The following is a 20,398-nucleotide window of genomic DNA, read 5'->3' as shown; positions in this document are numbered from 1 at the left end:
AGGGAAGCTGGTGAGGTCATATGTTCAAAGTTGATCAAAGTCGTTTGTCAGCGTCAGATCGCCGAACGAGGGGATCATGGGCAAGGGAAGTCAAGCAGTGCGATGTGGTACGTCTACTTCTTGCGTCTCAACAACGACCAGATCTACGTCGGTGCAACAGATGACCTTCGGCAGCGTATGGTGCGGCACGAGAATGAAGAGGGGCCGTCGACCGCCTGCTGCTTGCCATGCACCCTCGCTCCATATGTCGTGGTCGAATCCCGCGAGAGAGCTTTCGCCCTCGGACGTGACTTCAAATCTGGATCGGGCAGGGACCGCGCGAAGAAACAGTTCCTCTCCGACCCCGCCGCTAACACCTGACATTCCCACGCCAATCCGCTTGACAGCATCGGGCTCGGTGCCCTAGACGAGGCGCCCTGTTGGGGGTGTAGCTCAGTTGGTTAGAGTGCTGGCCTGTCACGCCAGAGGTCGCGGGTTCGAGTCCCGTCACTCCCGCCATTTTCCAACAGATTCGATCTTTGTTTGTCCAGTTGCGAGCACGTCGCAACTGGACATCGCGCATTTGCGTAAGCCGCTGACAAGTGGCCGAGATCGCGCTTCACAGCGGCGTGTATGGGCCATATAAGGGGCGCTCAAGGGGCCGAGCATGAACGAATTGCTGCTGGAGTACCTGTCTGTTTTGATCTTCCTGGGGCTCGCCACCGTCATGGCTTGCGTCATGATCGGTGCGTCGTGGCTGATCGGACCGCAGCGGCCCGATCCCGAGAAGCTCTCGGCTTACGAATGCGGTTTCGATGCCTTCGAAGACGCCCGAGGCCGGTTCGACGTGCGCTTCTATCTGGTCTCGATTCTCTTCATCATTTTCGATCTCGAGGTTGCCTTCCTCTTCCCGTGGGCGGTGTCGCTTTCGGAGATCGGACTGTTTGGCTTCTGGTCCATGGTCGTCTTCTTGGGTGTCCTGACCATCGGCTTCATCTATGAGTGGCGTAAGGGAGCGCTCGAATGGGAGTAGACCCCCTGCTGAAAGACATCCCGCCTGGAGCCGATCAGGATGCGCTGATCGCGCGTGTAGGACAGGAGATTGAGGACAAGGGTTTTGTTCTCTCCAATGTCGACAAGCTGGTCAACTGGGCGCGCACCGGCAGCCTGTGGCCGATGACCTTCGGCTTGGCGTGTTGCGGCGTCGAGATGATCCACGCCTACATGAGCCGCTACGATCTCGATCGCTTCGGTGTCATTCCGCGCGCCAGCCCGCGCCAGTCCGACGTCATGATTGTGGCCGGCACGCTGTGCAACAAGATGGCTCCGGCCCTGCGCAAGCTCTACGACCAGATGGCCGAGCCGCGCTGGGTTATTTCTATGGGCTCGTGCGCCAATGGCGGCGGCTACTATCACTATTCTTATTCTGTGGTGCGCGGCTGCGACCGAATCGTCCCGGTCGACATCTACATTCCGGGCTGTCCGCCGACGGCCGAAGCCCTAGTTTACGGCATTCTGCAACTGCAGAAGAAGATCGGCCGCACCGGAAGCATCAAGCGGTAGCGCCGGTCGGGAGAAAAACGTCATGACCGAAGCTCTCCAAGAAATCGGTGGAATTGCGCAGGCGCGCTTTCCCGACTGCGCGGGCGAGATGGTGTTCGACCGCGACCAGGCGACTCTCCATGCCTCGAGCGACGGCCTGCTGGACCTTCTGACCTGGCTGCGTGACGACAGCGATTGCCTGTTCAAGCAGCTGATCGACGTCACGGCGGTGGACTACCCCGAGCGCAAGAAGCGCTTCGACGTGATTTACAACCTGCTCAGTCTACGCAACAACCTGCGGATCCGCGTCAAGGTCGTCATTGGCGAGGAGGAGCCGCTGCCGTCCTGCTTCGCGATCTACAGCGCGGCGTTCTGGCTCGAGCGTGAGATCTGGGACATGTACGGCATCTATTTTGCCGACCATCCCGACCTGCGCCGCATCCTGACCGACTACGGTTTCGAGGGGCATCCCCAGCGCAAGGACTTCCCGCTCACGGGTCATGTCGAGATGCGCTACGACGAGGACGAGAAGCGTGTGATCTACGAGCCCGTCAAGCTCACGCAAGCGTTTAGGAGTTTTGACTATCTATCGCCATGGGAAGGATCTTTTGGCGTTCTTCCTGGAGACGAAAAGGCGTCGGACGAGGCGACGGAGGCCAGGAACGATGGCTGAAGTCGACATCAAGACCACGACCATCAACTTCGGCCCGCAGCATCCTGCAGCGCACGGCGTGCTGCGTCTCGTTCTGGAGATGGACGGCGAGGTCGTGGAACGCGCCGATCCGCACATCGGCCTGCTGCACCGCGGCACCGAGAAGCTGATCGAATACAAGACATACCTGCAGGCGGTACCGTACTTCGACCGGCTCGATTACGTCTCGCCCATGTGTCTCGAGCACAGCTATGCGCTCGCAGTCGAGAAGCTCCTGGGGATCGAGGTCCCGTCGCGTGGCCAGTACGTCCGGGTGCTGTTCTCCGAGATTACCCGCATTCTCAATCATCTTCTCAACGTCACGACCTTCGCGCTCGACGTCGGTGCGGTTACGCCCGCGCTCTGGGCGTTCGAGGAGCGCGAGAAGCTGATGGAGTTCTATGAGGGCGTCTCGGGCGCGCGCATGCATGCGGCCTACTTCCGCCCCGGCGGCGTGGCGCAGGATCTGCCGGCCGGCATGGAGAAGGCGATTGACGATTATGTCGACACGCTGCCCAAGCTGGTCGGTGACATCGAGTACCTGCTCAACGAGAACCGTATCTTCAAGCAGCGCACCGTCGACATCGGCATGGTCACGCTCGACGATGCGATTGACTGGGGCTTCAGCGGTCCGATGCTGCGTTCGGCCGGACTGCCGTGGGACCTGCGCAAGGCGCAGCCCTACGATGCCTACGCCAAGATGGACTTCGACATTCCTACCGGCACCACGGGCGACTGTTTCGAGCGCTACATGTGCCGGCTCGCCGAGATGCGCGAATCCATCAAGATTATCAAACAGTGCATCGCCAACATGCCCTCGGGCCCGGTCAAGACGACCGACCCCAAGGTCGCGCCGCCGTCGCGTGCGGACATGAAGACGTCGATGGAAGCGCTGATTCACCACTTCAAGCTCTATACGGAGGGCTATCACGTCCCCGAGGGTGAAGCCTACGCCGCCGTCGAAGCGCCCAAGGGTGAGTTCGGTGTGTTCATCGTCTCGGACGGCACCAACAAGCCCTATCGCTGCCGCATCCGGGCGCCCGGGTTCCTTCATCTCGCGTCGACCGACTTCCTGTGCAAGGGCCACATGCTGGCCGACGCAGCGGCGATCGTGGGCAGCATGGATATCGTGTTCGGGGAGATCGACCGATGAGTCTCGCACGCGGAAGGCCCTGTGCGACCGATCGTCAGCCTGAGAACTTCGCGTTCTCCGATGAGAACCGCACCAAGGCCGATGCCATGATTGCCAAGTATCCGGCAGGTCGTCAGCAGAGCGCGGTCATGCCGTTGCTCGATCTAGCGCAGCGTCAGGAGAAGTGGGTCTCGATCGCGGCGATGGACGGCATCGCCGACCTCCTCAAGATCCCTGCGATTCGGGTCTACGAGATCGCGACCTTCTACACGATGTACAATCTCGAGCCGGTCGGCGACTACCTAGTGCAACTCTGCACTACCACGCCCTGCATGTTGCGCGACAGCGATGCGATCGTTGAAGCCTGCCGCAGCCACCTCGGTATCGACTTCGAGGAGACCACGGTTGACGGCAAGTTCACGCTGAAGGAGGTCGAGTGCCTCGGCGCCTGCGTGAACGCACCGATGGCGCAGATCAACGATGACTTCTACGAGGATCTCGACGCCGAGAAGATGATTGCGATCCTCGAGGCGCTGGCGAAGGGCGAGAAACCCAAGATCGGCCCGCAGAACGGCCGCCACTCGTCGGAACCGATCTCGGGTGCAATAACCATGCAGGGTGGAGACTGACCGATGTTGCAGGACAAGGATCGCGTCTTCACGAATCTCTACGGCTTCGAGAGCCCCGACTTCGATGCAGCCAAGAGGCGTGGCGACTGGGACGGAACCAAGGACATCATTGCCAAGGGACCGGACTGGATCGTCGATGAGATCAAGAAGTCCGAGCTGCGTGGTCGCGGCGGTGCGGGTTTCCCGTCGGGTCTGAAATGGTCCTTCATGCCCAAGGAGCGACCCGAGGGCCAGCCGGCGTATCTTGTTGTCAATGCCGACGAAAGCGAACCCGGCACCTGCAAGGATCGCGACATCATACGGCATGACCCGCACAAGCTCATCGAAGGTTGTGTGTTGGCCGGTCACGCCATGCGTGCGACAGCGGCCTATATCTATATCCGTGGCGAGTTTTATAACGAGTCCGTGGCGCTGCAGCGGGCGATCGACGAGTCCTACGACGCCGGTCTGATCGGCAAGAACGCTTGCGGCTCCGGCTTCGACTTCGACGTCTACCTGCACCGCGGCGCCGGCGCCTATATCTGCGGCGAGGAGATGGCCCTGCTCGAGAGCCTCGAGGGTAAGAAGGGCCAGCCGCGCCTGAAGCCGCCGTTCCCGGCCCAGTCCGGTCTCTACGCTTGTCCGACCACCGTCACCAATGTCGAGACGGTCGCGGTCTCACCGACCATTCTGCGTCGTGGCGGTGATTGGTTCGCCGGTCTCGGCAAGCCCAGGAACACCGGCACCAAGCTCTTCTGCATCTCCGGCCACGTGAACGAGCCGTGCAACGTGGAAGAGGAGATGGGCATTCCGCTGCGCGAGCTCATCGAGAAGCACGCTGGCGGCGTCCGTGGCGGCTGGGATAACCTGCTCGCCGTCATTCCCGGCGGCTCGTCGGTTGCCTGCATTCCGAAGCCGATCTGCGACGAGATCCCCATGGATTTCGACAGCCTGCGCGAGGTCAAGTCGGGTCTCGGCACAGCCGCTGTCATCGTGATGGACAAGTCGACCGATATCGTTCGCGCGATCTGGCGGCTTTCGAAGTTCTACAAGCACGAAAGCTGCGGCCAGTGCACACCGTGCCGTGAAGGCACCGGTTGGATGATGCGCGTGCTGGGTCGGATGATCGAGGGCAAGGCGAGCATTGAGGAGATCGACATGCTCCAGGAGGTCACGACCCAGGTCGAGGGCCACACCATCTGCGCGTTGGGCGATGCCGCGGCTTGGCCCATCCAAGGACTGATCCGTCACTTCCGTCCGGAGCTCGAGCGCCGCATTGAGGAATACCACGGCGCTTCGGCGATGGCAGCGGAGTAGGGAAGGGGCTATGAGTGACACAGTCAAGGTCACCATCGACGGCGGCGAGCTGGAAGTCGACAAGCGGCTGACGCTGCTGCAGGCCTGTGAAATTGCCGGTGCCGAGGTGCCGCGCTTCTGCTTCCACGACCGCCTGTCGATCGCCGGTAACTGCCGCATGTGCCTGGTCGAGGTCGAGCGTACGCCCAAGCCGGTGGCGTCCTGTGCCCAGCCGTTGATGGACGGCATGGTGGTGCGCACTCGCGGTTCCGTCGCCAGCAAGGCGCAGAAGGGCACGATGGAGTTTCTTCTGATCAACCACCCGCTCGATTGCCCGATCTGCGATCAGGGCGGCGAGTGCGATCTGCAGGACCAAGCCATGGGCTACGGTAAGGGCATAAGCCGTTTCGAGGAGATGAAGCGTTCGGTACAGGAAAAGGATTTCGGCCCACTGGTCAAGACCTACATGACCCGCTGCATCCACTGCACGCGCTGCGTTCGTTTCATGGAAGAGGTGGCCGGTGCGCCGGTGCTGGGCGCGACCGGACGCGGCGAAGACACCGAGATCACGACCTACATCGAGAACGGTATCGCCAGCGAGATGTCAGGCAACATCATCGACCTCTGCCCGGTCGGTGCGCTGACATCAAAGCCCTATGCCTTCGTTGCGCGCCCGTGGGAGCTGCGCAAGACCGAGTCGATTGATGTCATGGATGCCGTCGGGTCCAATATCCGGGTCGATGCGCGCGGCCGCGAGGTCCTGCGCGTGCTGCCCCGATTGCATGAGGACGTCAATGAGGAATGGATCTCCGACAAGACGCGCTTTGCGATCGACGGCCTCACGCGTCGTCGCCTCGATCGACCCTATGTGAAAGCGGACGGCAAACTGGAGGCGGCCGACTGGCAGGCGGCACTTGATGCGGTGTCCCGGCACCTCTCGGGTGGCGACGGTGGCAGGATCGCCGCGATTGCCGGCGACCAGGTTGACTGCGAGACATTGTTCGCAATGAAGTCGCTGCTCGCCGGTCTCGGTTCGCCGCACATGGATTGCCGCCAGGACGGCATGATGATCAATCCCGCGGTGCGCGCCTCCTACCTCTTCAACGCGACGATCGCCGGGATCGAAGCGGCCGACGCCTGCCTCCTGATCGGCTGCAACCCGCGCCATGAAGCCGCGCTCGTCAACGCCCGTCTGCGCAAGCGCTGGCTGATGGGCGGCTTCCCGGCCGCCAATATTGGCCCGTGGCTCAATCTCACCTTCCCGGTCAGCCATCTCGGTGCGGGCCCCGAGAGCCTCAAGCGGCTGGCGGCTGGCGAGGGCGACTTCGCCGCGACACTGAAAGCGGCCGAACGTCCGCTGATCATCGTTGGCGCCGGCGTGCTGGCGCGTGAGGACGGCGCTGCCGTTCTGGGTACCGCGCGAAAACTGGCCGAAGGCTGTGGCGCGGTTGAGGACGGCTGGAACGGCTTTTCGGTCCTGCACACGGCGGCGTCGCGTGTTGGTGGTCTCGATCTCGGTTTCGTGCCGCAAGCCGGTGGCAAGGACACGGCCGGCATCCTTGATGCTGCGGCAGCCGGCGAGATCAACACGGTGTTCCTGCTGGGTGCCGATGAGATCGATACGTCGAAGCTCGGCAACGCCTTTGTCGTCTACATCGGCCATCACGGCGATGCCGGCGCGCATTGTGCTGACGTCATTCTGCCCGGTGCGGCCTACACCGAAAAGGACGCGACCTACGTCAACATGGAAGGTCGGCCGCAGCGTGCGGTCCGCGCCGTCTTCGCACCCGGTGAGGCGCGCGAGGACTGGCGTATCCTTCGTGCGTTGTCGGGCGTGATGGAGGCGCCTCTGCCGTTCGACACGCTCGTGGCGCTGCGCGACCGCATGACCGATACGGTGCCGCATCTCGGTGCGATCGACGAGATTGTGCCCGCCGACTGGCAGGCCTTCGGCGCCGAGGGCGCTATGGGCGATGCCGCCTTCGTCTCGCCGGTCGAGAACTTCTACCGTACCTGCGCAATCAGTCGTGCGTCTGAGACCATGGCGCAGTGCACCGAGGCCTTCGTCTCGCCGCTCGCGGCCATGGCCACGGGGGACTGAGGCCGTGATGTTCCTCGAAACCTGGGTTCTGCCTGCGGTCCTGATCGTGCTCTCAATCCTGGCAATCCTGATTCCGGTCCTGCTGTCGGTCGCCTATCTGACCTATGCCGAGCGCAAGGTGATGGCCGCCATGCAGCTGCGCATGGGGCCGAACGTCGTGGGCCCCTTCGGCCTTCTGCAGCCGATCGCCGATGGTGCGAAACTGTTCCTCAAGGAAACCATCATTCCGACCGGCGCGAACAAGGTCGTCTTTATTCTCGCGCCGATGATCACCTTCATTCTCGCCATGATCGGCTGGGCGGTGATCCCGTTCGGCGAGTTTGAGCACGGCACTTGGGTGCTGGCCGATCTCAACGTCGGCATTCTCTATCTCTTCGCCGTATCGTCGCTCGGCGTCTACGGCATCATCATGGCCGGCTGGGCCTCGAACTCGAAGTACGCCTTCTTGGGCGCTCTGCGCTCGGCTGCGCAGATGGTATCCTACGAAGTCTCGATCGGCTTCGTCCTGGTCGCCGTGCTGGTCTGCGTCGGCTCGCTGAACTTGGCTGATATCGTCCGCGCGCAGGCCGGTTCCGGGTTCTGGAACTGGTACGTCGGGCCGCTCTTCCCAATGGCGGTGATTTTCCTGATCTCGGCGCTGGCTGAGACCAATCGCGCGCCCTTCGACCTGCCCGAAGCCGAATCCGAGCTCGTCTCGGGCTACAACGTCGAATACTCGTCGATGACGTTCGCGCTCTTCTTCCTCGGCGAATACGCGAACATGATCATGCTTTCGGCACTCGGCGTGACCCTCTTCCTCGGGGGCTGGCTGCCGCCGTTCGATGTCATGCCGTTCACTTGGATCCCGGGCCCGATCTGGTTCGTCGTCAAGACCTGCTTCGTGCTCTTCATCTTCTTGTGGGTGCGCGCTACATTCCCGCGCTACCGCTACGATCAGCTCATGCGGCTTGGCTGGAAGGTCTTCCTTCCGCTGTCGCTCGCCGCCGTCGTGGTTGTGGCCAGCGCGCTCGTCGCCTTCGACTGGTTGCCGCGATGAAGAGAGGCATGGTAAGCCCCGCCCGCACCCGGAAAGAGAGCTACTGATGGCGTTCCTGGACCGCACCGCCCGTACGCTGCTGCTTGCCGAGCTCGTTTCCGGCATGGGCAAGACCTTCAGCTACATCTTCAAGCGCCGCGTCACAGTGAACTATCCCTACGAGAAGGGACCGCTGTCGCCACGCTTCCGCGGTGAACATGCGCTGCGTCGTTATCCCAACGGCGAGGAGCGCTGCATCGCTTGCAAGCTGTGCGAGGCAATCTGCCCCGCCCAGGCCATCATGATTGAGGCCGAACCACGCGAGGACGGCAGCCGCCGCACGACGCGTTACGACATCGACATGACCAAGTGTATCTACTGCGGTTTTTGCGAGGAAGCCTGTCCGGTGGACGCGATCGTCGAGGGCCCGAACTTCGAGTTCGCAACCGAGACCCGCGCCGAGTTGTTCTACGACAAGGAGAAACTTCTGGAGAACGGCGAGCGCTGGGAAAAGGAAATCGCCGCACGCCTCGCGGTGGATGCGCCTTACCGGTAAGCGGACGGACAGTCGACCGATGATTCTCCAGACGCTCGCCTTCTACATGTTTGCTGCCGTGTTGCTGGCATCGGCCGTGATGGTGATCTCGGCGCGCAACCCGGTGCATTCGGTGCTCTACCTGATTCTGGCATTCTTCAATGCCGCAGCGCTCTTCGTTTTGATCGGGGCCGAGTTCCTGGCGATGATCCTGGTCGTCGTCTATGTCGGCGCCGTTGCGGTACTGTTCCTATTCGTCGTCATGATGCTCGATATCAACCTGACGGAGCTGCGCCAGGGCTTCCTGCAGTATCTGCCGATTGGTGCGCTGATCGGACTGATCCTGCTGCTGGAGCTTCTTGTCGTCGCCGGCGGCTGGCACTTCGAGCCCGAGTTGGTCGCGGCAGGCCAGACGCCAATTCCACCGATCGCGGAACGCAGCAACACGGCTGCGTTGGGCGATGTGCTCTATACGAAATACACCTTCCTGTTCCAAGGTGCCGGCATCATCCTGTTGATCGCCATGATCGGCGCGATCGTGTTGACCCTGCGCCACCGCGACATCAAACGTCAGCGTATCGGCCACCAGATTGCGCGCCGGCCCGAGGATGTCGTGAAGGTGCGCAACGTCAGGTCGGGGGAGGGTGTCTGAGTGGAGACCGGTCTCGCCCACTACCTGACGGTCGCAGCGATCCTTTTCACGCTGGGCATTCTCGGCATCTTCCTGAACCGGAAGAACGTCATCATCATCCTGATGTCGGTCGAACTCATGCTGCTTGCGGTCAACATCAATCTCGTCGCCTTTTCGGTCGAACTCGGCGACATGGTTGGTCAGGTCTTCGCCATGCTGGTCCTGACCGTTGCCGCGGCCGAGGCCGCCATCGGCCTCGCCATCCTTGTCGCCTACTTCCGCAACCGCGGTTCGATCGCTGTTGAGGATATCAACATGATGAAGGGCTGACAGGACCGTGGAATTCCTTGCTATCGCCACCGTCTTCCTTCCGCTGATCGGCGCGGTCGCCGCCGGTCTGTTAGGCCGTCAGCTCGGCGACAAGGTGGCACCGATCGTGACCTGCGTGCTGCTGATCGCTTCAGCGTTCTCGGCCTGGCTTGTCTTCCTCGAGGTGGTTAGTGCCGGCACGGTGCTGCATCCGAAGCTCTTCACTTGGATCGATGTAGGCTCGTTCGAGGTGGACTGGGCCATCTATGTCGATCAGGTGACGGCGGTGATGCTGATCGTCGTCACCACGGTTTCGGCGATCGTGCACATCTATTCGATCGGCTACATGGAGCACGACCCGCATCGGCCGCGCTTCTTTGCCTATCTCTCGCTCTTCACCTTCGCCATGCTCACGCTGGTGACGGCCGACAACTTCCTCCAGATGTTCTTCGGCTGGGAAGGCGTCGGTGTCTGCAGCTATCTGCTGATCGGCTTCTGGTACAGACGTTCCAGCGCCAATGCCGCCGCGATCAAGGCCTTTCTCGTCAACCGCGTCGGCGATTTCGGGTTCGCTCTTGGGATCATGGGCGTCTTCGTTCTATTCGACACGGTTGTGTTCCAAAGCGTGTTCGATGCCGTGCCGGACAAGGTTGGCGAAGAGATCCACTTCCTCTCCTGGAATGTCGACGCCATCACGGTTCTCTGCCTGTTGCTGTTCATCGGTGCGATGGGCAAGTCGGCACAGGTGCCGCTTCACACTTGGTTGCCAGATGCCATGGAAGGCCCGACCCCGGTCTCCGCGCTGATCCATGCCGCGACGATGGTTACGGCCGGCGTCTTCATGGTCGTTCGGCTGTCGCCGATGTTTGCTTATTCGCCTGATGCCCTGATGGTGGTGACCTTCGTCGGCGCGACCACGGCAATCTTCGCGGCGACAGTAGGCATCGCCCAGAACGACATCAAGCGCGTGATTGCCTATTCGACCTGCAGCCAGCTTGGCTACATGTTCTTCGCCTGCGGTGTCGGAGCCTATCCGGTGGCGCTCTTCCACCTCTTCACCCACGCGTTCTTCAAGGCGTTGCTCTTCCTGTGCTCGGGCTCGGTCATCCACGCCATGCACGACGAGCAGGATATGCGCCGGATGGGCGGGCTGTGGCGCAAGCTGCCGATCACCTACGCCTTCATGTGGATCGGCAGCCTGGCGCTGGCGGGTATCCCGTTGTTTGCGGGTTACTACTCCAAGGATCTGATCATCGAGAGCGCCTACGTAACCGATACCTTCACGGGCCAGTACGCCTTCTGGCTGGGCTGCGGTGCGGCGTTTCTGACGGCGCTCTATTCGTGGCGCCTGATCATCATGACCTTCCACGGCAAGCCGCGCATGACCAAGGAGACCTTCGATCACGCGCATGAGGCGCCGAAGATCATGTGGGTGCCGCTCACCGTTCTGGCGGTCGGCGCCGTGATCGGCGGCTACGGTCTGTTCGGTGGCAAGATGGTCTACCACGGCGGCGGCGAGTTCTTCGGCCCGTCGATCATGATGTACGCCGATGAGCACGCTTTTGCGGCCCATAGTGAGGCCGACGAGTCACACTCTGCGGCCGAAGACAATCACGGCGATGCGCATGGCGAGACGGATGTGACGCACGCCGATGGCCACCACGACGAACTCGACATGCGCAACGCAATAAACAAGGCGCACGAGGAGACACCCTTCTGGGTCAAGGCGATGATCTTCCTCATCGTGCTGTCCGGCATCGCGACGGCCTACGTCTGCTATATGTTCCTGACCCACATTCCGGGCCTGCTCGCGAGCCAGTTCCGGCCGGTCTACAAGTTCCTGCTGAACAAATGGTACTTCGACGAGCTGTTCGACTGGATGCTCGTGCGGCCGGCCAAGCGGCTCGGCTACGATCTCTGGAAGACCGGCGACGGCGAGGTCATCGACGGGCTCGGTCCCGATGGTGTCGCCGCCGCAACGCTCGATATCGCTCGTCGCGCCCAGGTGCTGCAGTCGGGCTACGTCTACCATTACGCCTTCGCCATGCTGATCGGCCTTGTCGTGGTTGCAAGCTGGTTGCTGTTCAAGGTCTGGGGTTAGGGGAGCGCCGCGATGTCGGATTGGCCGCTGCTGTCGCTCGCCATTGTGCTGCCGCTGATCGGCGCAGCCTTTGTCATGCTGATCAAGGGCGACGAGGAAACTGTCGCGCGCAACGCAAAGTATGTCGCGCTCTGGACCTCACTGATTGTGCTAGTCGTGGCGATCTCCATCTGGGCGATGTTCGATCCCACCACGGCGGAGTTCCAGTTTGTCGAGCAGTCACCGTGGATCCCCGCCTATGGCATCCAGTACTACCTCGGCATCGACGGTATCTCGCTCTTCCTGATCGTGCTGTCGGCCTTTCTGACGCCGGTCTGCATTCTCTGTTCGTGGGAAGCGGTCACCGTCCGGGTCAAGGAGTACATGATCGCCTTCCTGGTGATGGAAGCGCTCATGATAGGTGTCTTCTGCGCGCTCGATTTCGTGCTCTTCTACCTCTTCTTCGAGGCCATGCTGATCCCGATGTTCCTGATCATCGGTGTCTGGGGCGGTCCGCGCCGGATTTATTCGGCCTTCAAGTTCTTCCTCTACACGCTGGTCGGCTCGGTTCTGCTCCTAGTCGCAATGCTGACGATGTACTTCGAGGCCGGCACCACCAGCATTCCCGACCTGATGAATGCCGGGTTCGACGAGGACATGCAGCGCTGGCTGTGGCTCGCGATGTTCGCCTCGTTCGCGGTCAAGGTGCCGATGTGGCCCGTTCACACCTGGCTGCCCGACGCACATGTCGAGGCGCCGACCGCCGGCTCTGTGATTCTTGCTGGTGTGCTCCTGAAGATGGGCGGCTACGGCTTCGTGCGCCTCTCGCTGCCGATGCTGCCGGAGGCTTCGGAGTTCTTCACGCCGCTGGTCTTCGCGCTCTCGATCATCGCCATCATCTACACCTCGCTCGTGGCGTTGATGCAGGAGGACATGAAGAAGCTCATCGCCTATTCGTCGGTGGCGCATATGGGTTTCGTGACGCTCGGCATCTTCTCGATGAACCAGCAGGGCATCGAGGGCGGCATCTATCAGATGCTCTCGCATGGTGTCGTCTCGGCCGCGCTTTTCCTCTGCGTCGGTGTCGTCTACGACCGCATCCACAGCCGTGAGATCGCGCGCTACGGCGGGCTCGTGAACCGCATGCCACGCTACGCGTTCATCTTCATGGTGTTTATGCTGGCCTCAGTCGGTTTGCCGGGCACGTCGGGGTTCGTCGGCGAGTTTCTCGTTCTCGTCGGCACCTTCCAGGCCAACACCTGGGTCGCGCTGCTGGCCACCACGGGCATCATTCTCGGCGCCGCATACATGCTCTGGCTCTACCGCCGCGTCGTGTTCGGAGAGTTGGTCCGTGAGGACCTCAAGGCCATCACCGATTGCAACAAGCGCGAGCTGCTCTACTTTGTGCCGCTGACCGCCGCTGTTCTGATTATGGGCTTCTGGCCCGACCCGTTCCTCGATGTCATGCATGTCTCGGTCGAGAACCTCGTCGAGCAGACACAAACGGCCACGGAGCTGGCTCAGGCCGCGGAGTAGGAGGGCGATATGACCGAACTGCTCCTCTCTGATATCACCGCCGTCCTGCCGGAGATCTGGTTCGCGGTTGCGGGCATGGCGCTTCTGATGGTCGGTGTCTTTACCAAGGGCGACAACACGCGCCTGGTGCTGTGGCTCGCCGTGGTGACGATGATCGTCGGCGGGTTCGTGCTGCATGTGCAGGTCGACCACGGCACGCCGTTCGGCGGGCTGGTCGTTATCGACGCCTTCGGCGATTTCATGAAGACCTTGGTCCTGATCGGCTCGGGGCTGGCGCTCATCATGTCGATCGGGTTCATCCGGCGCGAAGGCATGAACCGTTTCGAGTACCCGGTTCTCGTCGTGCTCGCGACGCTGGGCATGTTCGTCATGATCTCGGCGAACGACCTGCTGACACTCTACGTCGGTCTCGAAATGCAGAGCCTGGCACTCTACGTCTGCGCAGCATTCCAGCGTGACAACCTGCGCTCGAGCGAGGCCGGGCTGAAGTACTTCGTGCTCGGCGCCGTCGCCTCCGGCATGCTGCTCTACGGCTGCTCGATGGTCTACGGCTTCACCGGAACGACCTCGTTCGCAATTCTCGCGGAGACGCTGGCAAGCGGCGATCCCAGCATCGGTGCCACTGTCGGCGTGGTGTTCATTGCCGCGGGCCTCGCCTTCAAGGTCTCGGCCGTGCCGTTTCACATGTGGACGCCCGACGTCTACGAGGGTGCGCCGACGCCGGTCACGGCGTTCTTCTCGGTCGCGCCCAAGGTCGCCGCCATGGCGCTCATGCTGCGTGTCATGATGGGGCCGTTCGCCGGGCTCTTCGAGCAGTGGCAGCAGATCGTTTTCCTGCTGGCGGTCGCCTCCATGTTCCTCGGCTCGATCGGTGCGATCGGCCAGCACAACATCAAGCGGCTGATGGCCTACAGCTCCATCGGCCATGTCGGTTTCGCCCTGGTCGGTCTGGCGGCCGGCACCGCCGAAGGCGTCAACGGCGTCGCGATCTATCTCGCAATCTACCTCGTCATGAGCCTTGGGATCTGGGGTTGCATCCTAACCATGCGCCGACACGGCGCGATGGTAGAGGACATCGCCGATCTCGCCGGCTTGTCGCGGACCAACCCGTCGCTCGCCCTGGCCTTTTCCATCTTCATGTTCTCAATGGCCGGCATTCCGCCGCTCGCCGGGTTCTTCGGCAAGTTCTACGTCTTCATGGCGGCGATCAACGAGGGGCTCTACACGCTCGCGGTCGTCGGCGTGCTGACCAGCGTGATCGGTGCGTTCTATTACATCCGCATCGTCAAGATCATGTACTTCGACGAACCGGTCGACGGGTTCGACAAGCCGCTCGGTCGTGAGGTCTGGCCGGTGATCGCCGTGACCGCCGCCGTCACAATGCTCTTCTTCCTCTACACAGGGCCATTGCTCGACAGCGCTGATGCGGCGTCGCAGGCGCTTGTCGCCGGTGGAGGCCAGACCGTTCAGGCTGCGCTGACGCAGTGAACGCTGACAGTGCGACGGGCTTCATGCTCGTCGATCACGACACGGTCACCAGCACCAATGATGAAGCGCTGAGGCTTGCACGCGATGGCGCGCTGGCTTGGACGATCGTGAGGGCCCGATCCCAAAGTGCAGGACGCGGGCGCCGCGGGCGATCGTTCGTTTCGCCGCCAGGGAACTCCTACACCTCGTTCATCGTCAGATCCGAGCGTTCGGCCGAGACGGTCGCGCAACTCGCGCTCGTGGCGGGGCTGGCGGTTGCCGAAGCGCTTGAACATGTAGTACCGACCCTGCCGAAACCCATGTGCAAGTGGCCAAACGACGTACTGGTCGAGGGGCACAAGATCTGCGGCATTCTTGTCGAATCCTCGGTCAAGGGTGTGACCGTCGACGTCGCCATTGTCGGGATCGGCATGAACCTCGTCAGCCATCCCGAAATCGAGGGCGAACGAATCGGCAATGTCCTGCAGCTCAGCGGTATCACGCTTGATCGGGACACCTGGCTCCACGCCCTTGCTGCCGCCCTTCGGCGTCGGGTCGAGGCGTGGGAGGAGCGCGACTTTGCTGCTGTTCGGGATGCGGTGATCAGCCGATCGGCCGGTCTCAATCGTCTGGTTTCAGTCGTGGATTCGAAGACGGTGCGCGGCCGCTTCGTTGGCCTCGACACAGACGGTGCCCTGATCGTCAAGGATGACGGGGGTGTCCACCATCGTTGCGTTTCGGGCTCGCTTGTGCTGGAGGAAGGCCCATGACCAGTAGACTTCTTCTCGCCATTGACCAGGGCAACACCAACACGGTGTTTGCCATCTTCCGGGACGACAATCTCCTTGGGCAGTGGCGCATTGCGACCAAGACCGACCGGACCGCGGACGAGTTCGCGGTCTGGCTTCATCAGCTTCTCGAGCTCGATGGCATCGACGGCGGCAAGATCGAGGATGCCATCATCGCAAGCGTGACGCCGCAGGCGCTCTTCGATCTCAAGACGCTCTGTCGCAAGCATTTCGGCTGCGATCCCGTGGTGGTTGGCGAAAACGCGGAACTCGGCATCCCGCTTCGCATTGATGACCCGCGCGAGGCCGGCGCCGACCGTGTCGTCAACGCGGTCGGTGCCTTCGTGACGTTCGGCGGTCCCCTGGTCGTCATCGACTTCGGCACGGCGACGACCTTCGATGTGATCGACCAGGACGGCGGCTTTGCGGGCGGTGTCTTCGCACCCGGCATCAACCTGGCGCTCGACGCCATGCACCGCATCTCGGCGCGGTTGCCCCGCATCGGCGTCGAAAAGCCGGGCAAGGTGATCGGCACCAACACCGTCGCCTGCATGCAGTCGGGCGTCTATTGGGGGTATGTGAGCCTGATCGAGGGGGTCGTGCAGCGCGTCCGCGCCGAGTACGGCAAGCCCATGCGGGTCGTTGCAACGGGTGGGCTGGCACCGATGTTCGACGCCGCGACCGATGCGATCGACGAGATTGATCCCGACGTTACCGTTCGGGGACTTCTCGAGGTTTGGCGCCGCAGCCGCGCCCGGGACGCCTGATCGTGCCGCTCAACAAGCCTCTGCACTTCCTGCCGCTGGGTGGCGCCGGCGAGATCGGAATGAACCTCAATCTCTATGAGTACGACGGTGCCTGGCTGATGTGCGACCTCGGCCTCACCTTTGCCGGCGACGAACTTCCCGGCATTGACCTTGTCATGCCGGACCTCAGCTACATCGCCAAGCGCAGCGAGAACCTGCTTGGGCTGGTCCTGACCCACGCCCACGAGGATCATCTCGGCGCCGTGCCTTATCTCTGGCCACGCCTGCGTTGTCCCGTCTACGCGACGCCGTTCACGGCGGCCCTTCTGCGCAAGAAGCTCGATCAAGGCGCCGAAGGCATTGAAGGCATGGCGATCACCGAGGTCCCGCTCGGCGGTTCGATCGACCTTGGACCGTTTCGTATTGAGCTCATCAGCCTGACCCACTCGATTCCCGAACCCAACGCGCTGGTCGTCCATACGCCTCATGGTGCCGTCATGCACACGGGCGACTGGAAGCTCGATCCGGCCCCGCTGATCTCCGAGCCGACCGACGAGGATGCGCTCCGGGAGATTGGTGATGACGGCATTCTGGCCATGATCTGCGATTCGACGAATGTCTTCCGGCCCGGCACCTCGGGTTCCGAGGCCGATGTGAGGAAATCCCTGACCGAACTGATCGGAGAGCAGAACCGGCGGGTTGTGGTCACGACCTTCGCCAGCAATCTCGCGCGTCTTCTGACGATCCATGAAGCTGCCACCGCGAACGGACGGAGCTGCGTCGCCGTCGGGCGTTCAATGTGGCGCATTCTCGAATGCGCCTGCGAGACCGGCTACGTGCCGAAGGGGGTACGGTTTCTCGGCGATCGTGACGCCCAAGACCTGCCAGATGACAAGGTGCTCTACATGATGACCGGCTGCCAGGGTGAGCCCAATGCGGCGCTGTCGCGTGTGGCCGATGGCAGCCATCCCACAATCGAGCTCGGCACCGGTGACACTGTGATCTTCTCATCCAAGATCATTCCCGGCAACGAGAAGAATATCTTCGACCTGATCAACCGGCTGACCCGCCTCAACATCGATGTGATCACCGAGAAGGACCGGTTCGTCCACGTCTCCGGCCATCCCAACCGCGACGAGCTTGCACGCATGTACCAGCTCGTCAGGCCACGGATCGCGGTGCCCGTCCATGGCGAACTGCGCCACATGCGGGAGCACGCGGCGCTGGCGCGTTCCTTCCAGGTGCCTGAGGCCGTGACGATCGAGAACGGTGCCATGCTGCTCTTGGCACCCGGTAGGCCCAAGATCGTCGATCACGTCGAGCATGGCCGTGTCGCGTGGAACGGCCGGTGCACCATTCCAGTCGATGGCAACGTCATCAAGGAGCGCCGGCGCCTGATGTTCAACGGGGCGGCGTTTGTCACGCTGGTGATCGACGCCGAGGGTGAGCTGGTCTCCGATCCCGTCGTCAGCGCCCATGGTCTGATTGAGGACGACAAGGACCGTGAGCTGCTCGAGGATCTGATCGACGATGCCATCGACGCGGTCGATGGACTTTCACGACCCAAGCGGCGCGATGACAGCAGCGTCCGGGAGGCAGTCCGGACTGCTGTTCGCCGATTTCTTCGGACGGAGTTCAACCGTCGACCCTTGGTCGACGTTCATCTCATCAGGCTTTAAGACGGCCGACGGCAGGAACAGGCTGCTCCACCGGGCCGGGCTCAACGAGATCTGGCAGGCGCGTGACGGCCCTCTCATTATGAACTGTCAGGATCGCTGCATCGGACGGTCGATCAGCCTGCTTGGCGAGTTGATCCCGGGCGAGCGCAAGGTCTTCTCGTCGCTCGTTCGGCCCGGCGACACAGTGACTGATGTCGGTGCCCAGATGCGCACACACCGTAAGCCTCCCCCGATTTGTCGGTGATGACAGCGTCGTCCATGCCTTCGAACCGCAATGCGTGGTGTACCAGGTTCTGTACGGCAACCTGGCGATCAAAGGTCTTCTGAACCTCTGGGCTTGGCAGAAGGCCGTGGACCATGTAGCTGCCATACTCACCATGCTCCCGTCAGCGACACGTTCGATGCCCCGTCACCCTCGACGGCCACATGGAGGACACACGCTGTACGTCGTCCGGCATAAGGCTGATCAAGATCGACGTCGAAGGCATGGAACTCGCCGTTCTCAAGGGTGCGCAGCGCCTGGTCGACGAGCACCACCCGGTCATCTACGCCGAGAACAATCTGCGCGATAAATCGCTGGCGCTGCTCCAGTGGCTGCTCAATGCCGACTACATGCTCTACTGGTACCTTCCGTTCATGTTCTCGACCACCAATTTCTATGGTGCCGAGGTCAATCCTTTGACCGATCCCGCCGGGAATCCCACCCTTTCGGCCAATATTCTCGCTGCTCCCTTTGGCTCACCGTGACCCGGGCCGACCTGCGTCCTGTCAGGGGTGTCGATGACTGGGAGAAGGAGTTGCCGGCAGCCTGACCGACGGCATGCCGATCAGCGTGGTAAGGCCGACCGCAGTGTTGTAGGAACAGACAGCGTATATGCCCATGCCCCCTAACCCACACGGAAGAACCATGATCGGTCGCTTGAATCACATTGCCATTGTTGTGCCGGAGCTTGCCGCAGCTAGCGCACTCTATCGCGAAACGCTCGGCGCAACCGTCTCGGAGATGGTCGACCAGCCCGAACACGGCGTGACCACGGTGTTCATCGAACTGCCCAACACGAAGATCGAGTTGCTGCATCCGTTGGGCGACGACTCGCCGATCGCGGCGTTCCTGGCAAAGAACCCTTCGGGCGGCATGCACCACGTCTGCTACGAGGTTGACGACATCATTGCGGCACGCGACCAGATTGTCGGCGATGGTGCCCGCGTGATCGGCGACGGCGAGCCGAAGATCGGTGCCCATGGCAAGCCGGTTCTGTTCCTGCATCCGAAGGACTTCTGCGGCACGCTGGTCGAGATTGAGCAGGCATGAATCCGTGTCCGTCTTCGGACTGATCGTCGTCTTCACCATCGTCTGGTGGGTCACGTTCTTTGCGGTGCTTCCCCATGGTGTCCGCCGCAACGAGAACCCCGAGGCCGGCCACGACCCTGGCGCGCCGGTCAACCCGATGCTCTGGGGCAAGGTCGCCGTGACCACGGTGATTGCCATCGTTATCGTGGGAGGTGGCTGGCTGGCTGATGATCAGGGCGTTGTCGACATCGGTGCGTTATTCTTCGGTGAGTCGCTTCGTAGGGGGGAACTGCCATGAGTCAGGCGTACTGCAGCACGGCACCGGGCGATCCGGTTCATGCGTCCTATCACGACACCGAGTACGGCTTTCCCGTCACTGATGAGGACGCGTTGTTCGAGCGGCTGGTTCTCGAGATCAATCAGGCCGGATTGAGCTGGGCCACGATCCTGCGCAAGCGGGACAACCTCCGCGCCGCCTACGCCAATTTCGACGTCTACAAGGTTGCCGTCTTCGGCTCGCTCGACGAGGCACGGTTGCTCTCGGATGCAGGGATCATCCGAAACCGCAAGAAGGTCGAGGCGGCGATCGAGAACGCCCGCCGGATCATCACGCTGCGCCATTCCCACGGCAGCTTCGATACCTGGCTTAAAGCACACCATCCCCGCCCGCACGAGGAATGGACGAAACTTTTCCGCAAGACCTTCGTTTTCACCGGGCCACTGGTCGTCGAGGAGTTCCTGCTGTCGACCGGCTATCTGCCCGGTGCGCATACGGCGCGCTGCCCTGTTTTCGCCCGAGTCATGGGCTCCAATCCGCCCTGGCTTGAAGCCGGGCTCGATCACGTCGAGCGACCCTAGATCCGCCTCGACGGAGAGGGAGCCCGAATGAAACGACGGCGACAGGCCCCTGCCAATCGGCTGTTTCGCGCGGGCCCTAACCACTCTAGGTTGCCCGCCCATTCAACCATGTGA

The 20,398-nt window shown here is 62.1% G+C and carries 22 protein-coding genes and 1 tRNA gene; all 23 read left to right on the top strand.

Annotation, left to right across the window (positions count from 1 at the left end):
• The first annotated feature begins 102 nt into the window (after positions 1–102).
• The 23 genes from GDA49_03405 to GDA49_03295 all read left to right on the top strand — a co-directional run bounded on the left by GDA49_03405 (position 103) and on the right by GDA49_03295 (position 20,284).
• On the top strand, positions 103–360 hold the full coding sequence (locus tag GDA49_03405; protein MBC6439461.1) for a GIY-YIG nuclease family protein: 258 nt from the start codon (positions 103–105) through the stop codon (positions 358–360).
• A 61-nt stretch (positions 361–421) separates the two neighbouring features.
• A tRNA-Asp gene (locus tag GDA49_03400) sits at positions 422–498 on the top strand.
• Positions 499–646: 148 nt separating this feature from the next.
• On the top strand, positions 647–1,012 hold the full coding sequence (locus GDA49_03395; GenBank protein MBC6439460.1) for an NADH-quinone oxidoreductase subunit A: 366 nt from the start codon (positions 647–649) through the stop codon (positions 1,010–1,012).
• Positions 1,003–1,542 (top strand): NADH-quinone oxidoreductase subunit B, encoded by a 540-nt coding sequence (locus GDA49_03390; protein ID MBC6439459.1) that lies wholly within the window; start codon positions 1,003–1,005, stop codon positions 1,540–1,542. Before GDA49_03395 ends, GDA49_03390 begins: the two co-directional genes overlap by 10 nt.
• 22 nt (positions 1,543–1,564) lie before the next feature.
• Positions 1,565–2,194, top strand: a complete 630-nt coding sequence (locus tag GDA49_03385; protein MBC6439458.1) for an NADH-quinone oxidoreductase subunit C — start codon at positions 1,565–1,567, stop codon at positions 2,192–2,194.
• On the top strand, positions 2,187–3,365 hold the full coding sequence (locus tag GDA49_03380) for an NADH-quinone oxidoreductase subunit D (GenBank protein MBC6439457.1): 1,179 nt from the start codon (positions 2,187–2,189) through the stop codon (positions 3,363–3,365). The genes GDA49_03385 and GDA49_03380 overlap by 8 nt, the downstream gene beginning before the upstream one ends.
• A complete protein-coding gene (nuoE, locus tag GDA49_03375; protein MBC6439456.1) occupies positions 3,362–3,973 on the top strand; it encodes an NADH-quinone oxidoreductase subunit NuoE in 612 nt (203 codons plus the stop codon). Before GDA49_03380 ends, nuoE begins: the two co-directional genes overlap by 4 nt.
• Positions 3,974–3,976: 3 nt before the next feature.
• The gene (nuoF, locus tag GDA49_03370) at positions 3,977–5,269 is read left to right on the top strand and encodes an NADH-quinone oxidoreductase subunit NuoF (protein MBC6439455.1); all 1,293 of its coding nucleotides are present in this window, start codon (positions 3,977–3,979) and stop codon (positions 5,267–5,269) included.
• Between the two features lie 10 nt (positions 5,270–5,279).
• Entirely contained in the window at positions 5,280–7,349 is a 2,070-nt protein-coding gene (locus GDA49_03365) for an NADH-quinone oxidoreductase subunit G (protein MBC6439454.1), read from the top strand.
• A gap of 7 nt (positions 7,350–7,356) precedes the next feature.
• The gene (gene nuoH / locus GDA49_03360) at positions 7,357–8,385 is read left to right on the top strand and encodes an NADH-quinone oxidoreductase subunit NuoH (GenBank protein MBC6439453.1); all 1,029 of its coding nucleotides are present in this window, start codon (positions 7,357–7,359) and stop codon (positions 8,383–8,385) included.
• Positions 8,386–8,431: 46 nt separating this feature from the next.
• A complete protein-coding gene (gene nuoI, locus GDA49_03355) occupies positions 8,432–8,920 on the top strand; it encodes an NADH-quinone oxidoreductase subunit NuoI (GenBank protein ID MBC6439452.1) in 489 nt (162 codons plus the stop codon).
• A 19-nt stretch (positions 8,921–8,939) separates the two neighbouring features.
• Entirely contained in the window at positions 8,940–9,551 is a 612-nt protein-coding gene (locus GDA49_03350; protein MBC6439451.1) for an NADH-quinone oxidoreductase subunit J, read from the top strand.
• On the top strand, positions 9,552–9,860 hold the full coding sequence (nuoK, locus tag GDA49_03345; protein MBC6439450.1) for an NADH-quinone oxidoreductase subunit NuoK: 309 nt from the start codon (positions 9,552–9,554) through the stop codon (positions 9,858–9,860).
• Positions 9,861–9,867: 7 nt separating this feature from the next.
• Complete coding sequence (gene nuoL / locus GDA49_03340; protein MBC6439449.1) at positions 9,868–11,940, top strand: NADH-quinone oxidoreductase subunit L; 2,073 nt, start codon at positions 9,868–9,870, stop codon at positions 11,938–11,940.
• A 12-nt stretch (positions 11,941–11,952) separates the two neighbouring features.
• Positions 11,953–13,455: an NADH-quinone oxidoreductase subunit M gene (locus GDA49_03335; GenBank protein MBC6439448.1), complete on the top strand. Its 1,503-nt coding sequence runs from the start codon at positions 11,953–11,955 to the stop codon at positions 13,453–13,455.
• 9 nt (positions 13,456–13,464) lie between these two features.
• The gene (gene nuoN / locus GDA49_03330; GenBank protein MBC6439447.1) at positions 13,465–14,943 is read left to right on the top strand and encodes an NADH-quinone oxidoreductase subunit NuoN; all 1,479 of its coding nucleotides are present in this window, start codon (positions 13,465–13,467) and stop codon (positions 14,941–14,943) included.
• Positions 14,940–15,692, top strand: coding sequence for a biotin--[acetyl-CoA-carboxylase] ligase (locus GDA49_03325; protein MBC6439446.1), 753 nt, complete (start codon positions 14,940–14,942; stop codon positions 15,690–15,692). The genes nuoN and GDA49_03325 overlap by 4 nt, the downstream gene beginning before the upstream one ends.
• Positions 15,689–16,477 carry a type III pantothenate kinase gene (locus GDA49_03320; GenBank protein ID MBC6439445.1) on the top strand — a complete coding sequence of 263 codons (789 nt, stop codon included), beginning with the start codon at positions 15,689–15,691 and terminating at the stop codon, positions 16,475–16,477. Before GDA49_03325 ends, GDA49_03320 begins: the two co-directional genes overlap by 4 nt.
• A gap of 59 nt (positions 16,478–16,536) precedes the next feature.
• On the top strand, positions 16,537–18,135 hold the full coding sequence (locus tag GDA49_03315; protein MBC6439444.1) for a ribonuclease J: 1,599 nt from the start codon (positions 16,537–16,539) through the stop codon (positions 18,133–18,135).
• A gap of 426 nt (positions 18,136–18,561) precedes the next feature.
• The gene (locus tag GDA49_03310) at positions 18,562–18,882 is read left to right on the top strand and encodes an FkbM family methyltransferase (protein ID MBC6439443.1); all 321 of its coding nucleotides are present in this window, start codon (positions 18,562–18,564) and stop codon (positions 18,880–18,882) included.
• 160 nt (positions 18,883–19,042) lie between these two features.
• The gene (mce, locus tag GDA49_03305) at positions 19,043–19,447 is read left to right on the top strand and encodes a methylmalonyl-CoA epimerase (protein MBC6439442.1); all 405 of its coding nucleotides are present in this window, start codon (positions 19,043–19,045) and stop codon (positions 19,445–19,447) included.
• Positions 19,377–19,724 carry a DUF1467 family protein gene (locus tag GDA49_03300; GenBank protein MBC6439441.1) on the top strand — a complete coding sequence of 116 codons (348 nt, stop codon included), beginning with the start codon at positions 19,377–19,379 and terminating at the stop codon, positions 19,722–19,724. Before mce ends, GDA49_03300 begins: the two co-directional genes overlap by 71 nt.
• Positions 19,721–20,284, top strand: a complete 564-nt coding sequence (locus GDA49_03295; GenBank protein MBC6439440.1) for a DNA-3-methyladenine glycosylase I — start codon at positions 19,721–19,723, stop codon at positions 20,282–20,284. The genes GDA49_03300 and GDA49_03295 overlap by 4 nt, the downstream gene beginning before the upstream one ends.
• The last annotated feature ends 114 nt before the right edge of the window (positions 20,285–20,398 follow it).

This window comes from Rhodospirillales bacterium (assembly GCA_014323865.1).
Classification (GTDB): Bacteria; Pseudomonadota; Alphaproteobacteria; order SP197; family SP197; genus SP197.
Note: the sequence above shows the minus strand (reverse complement) of the source record. Positions and strands in the feature narration are given on the sequence as shown.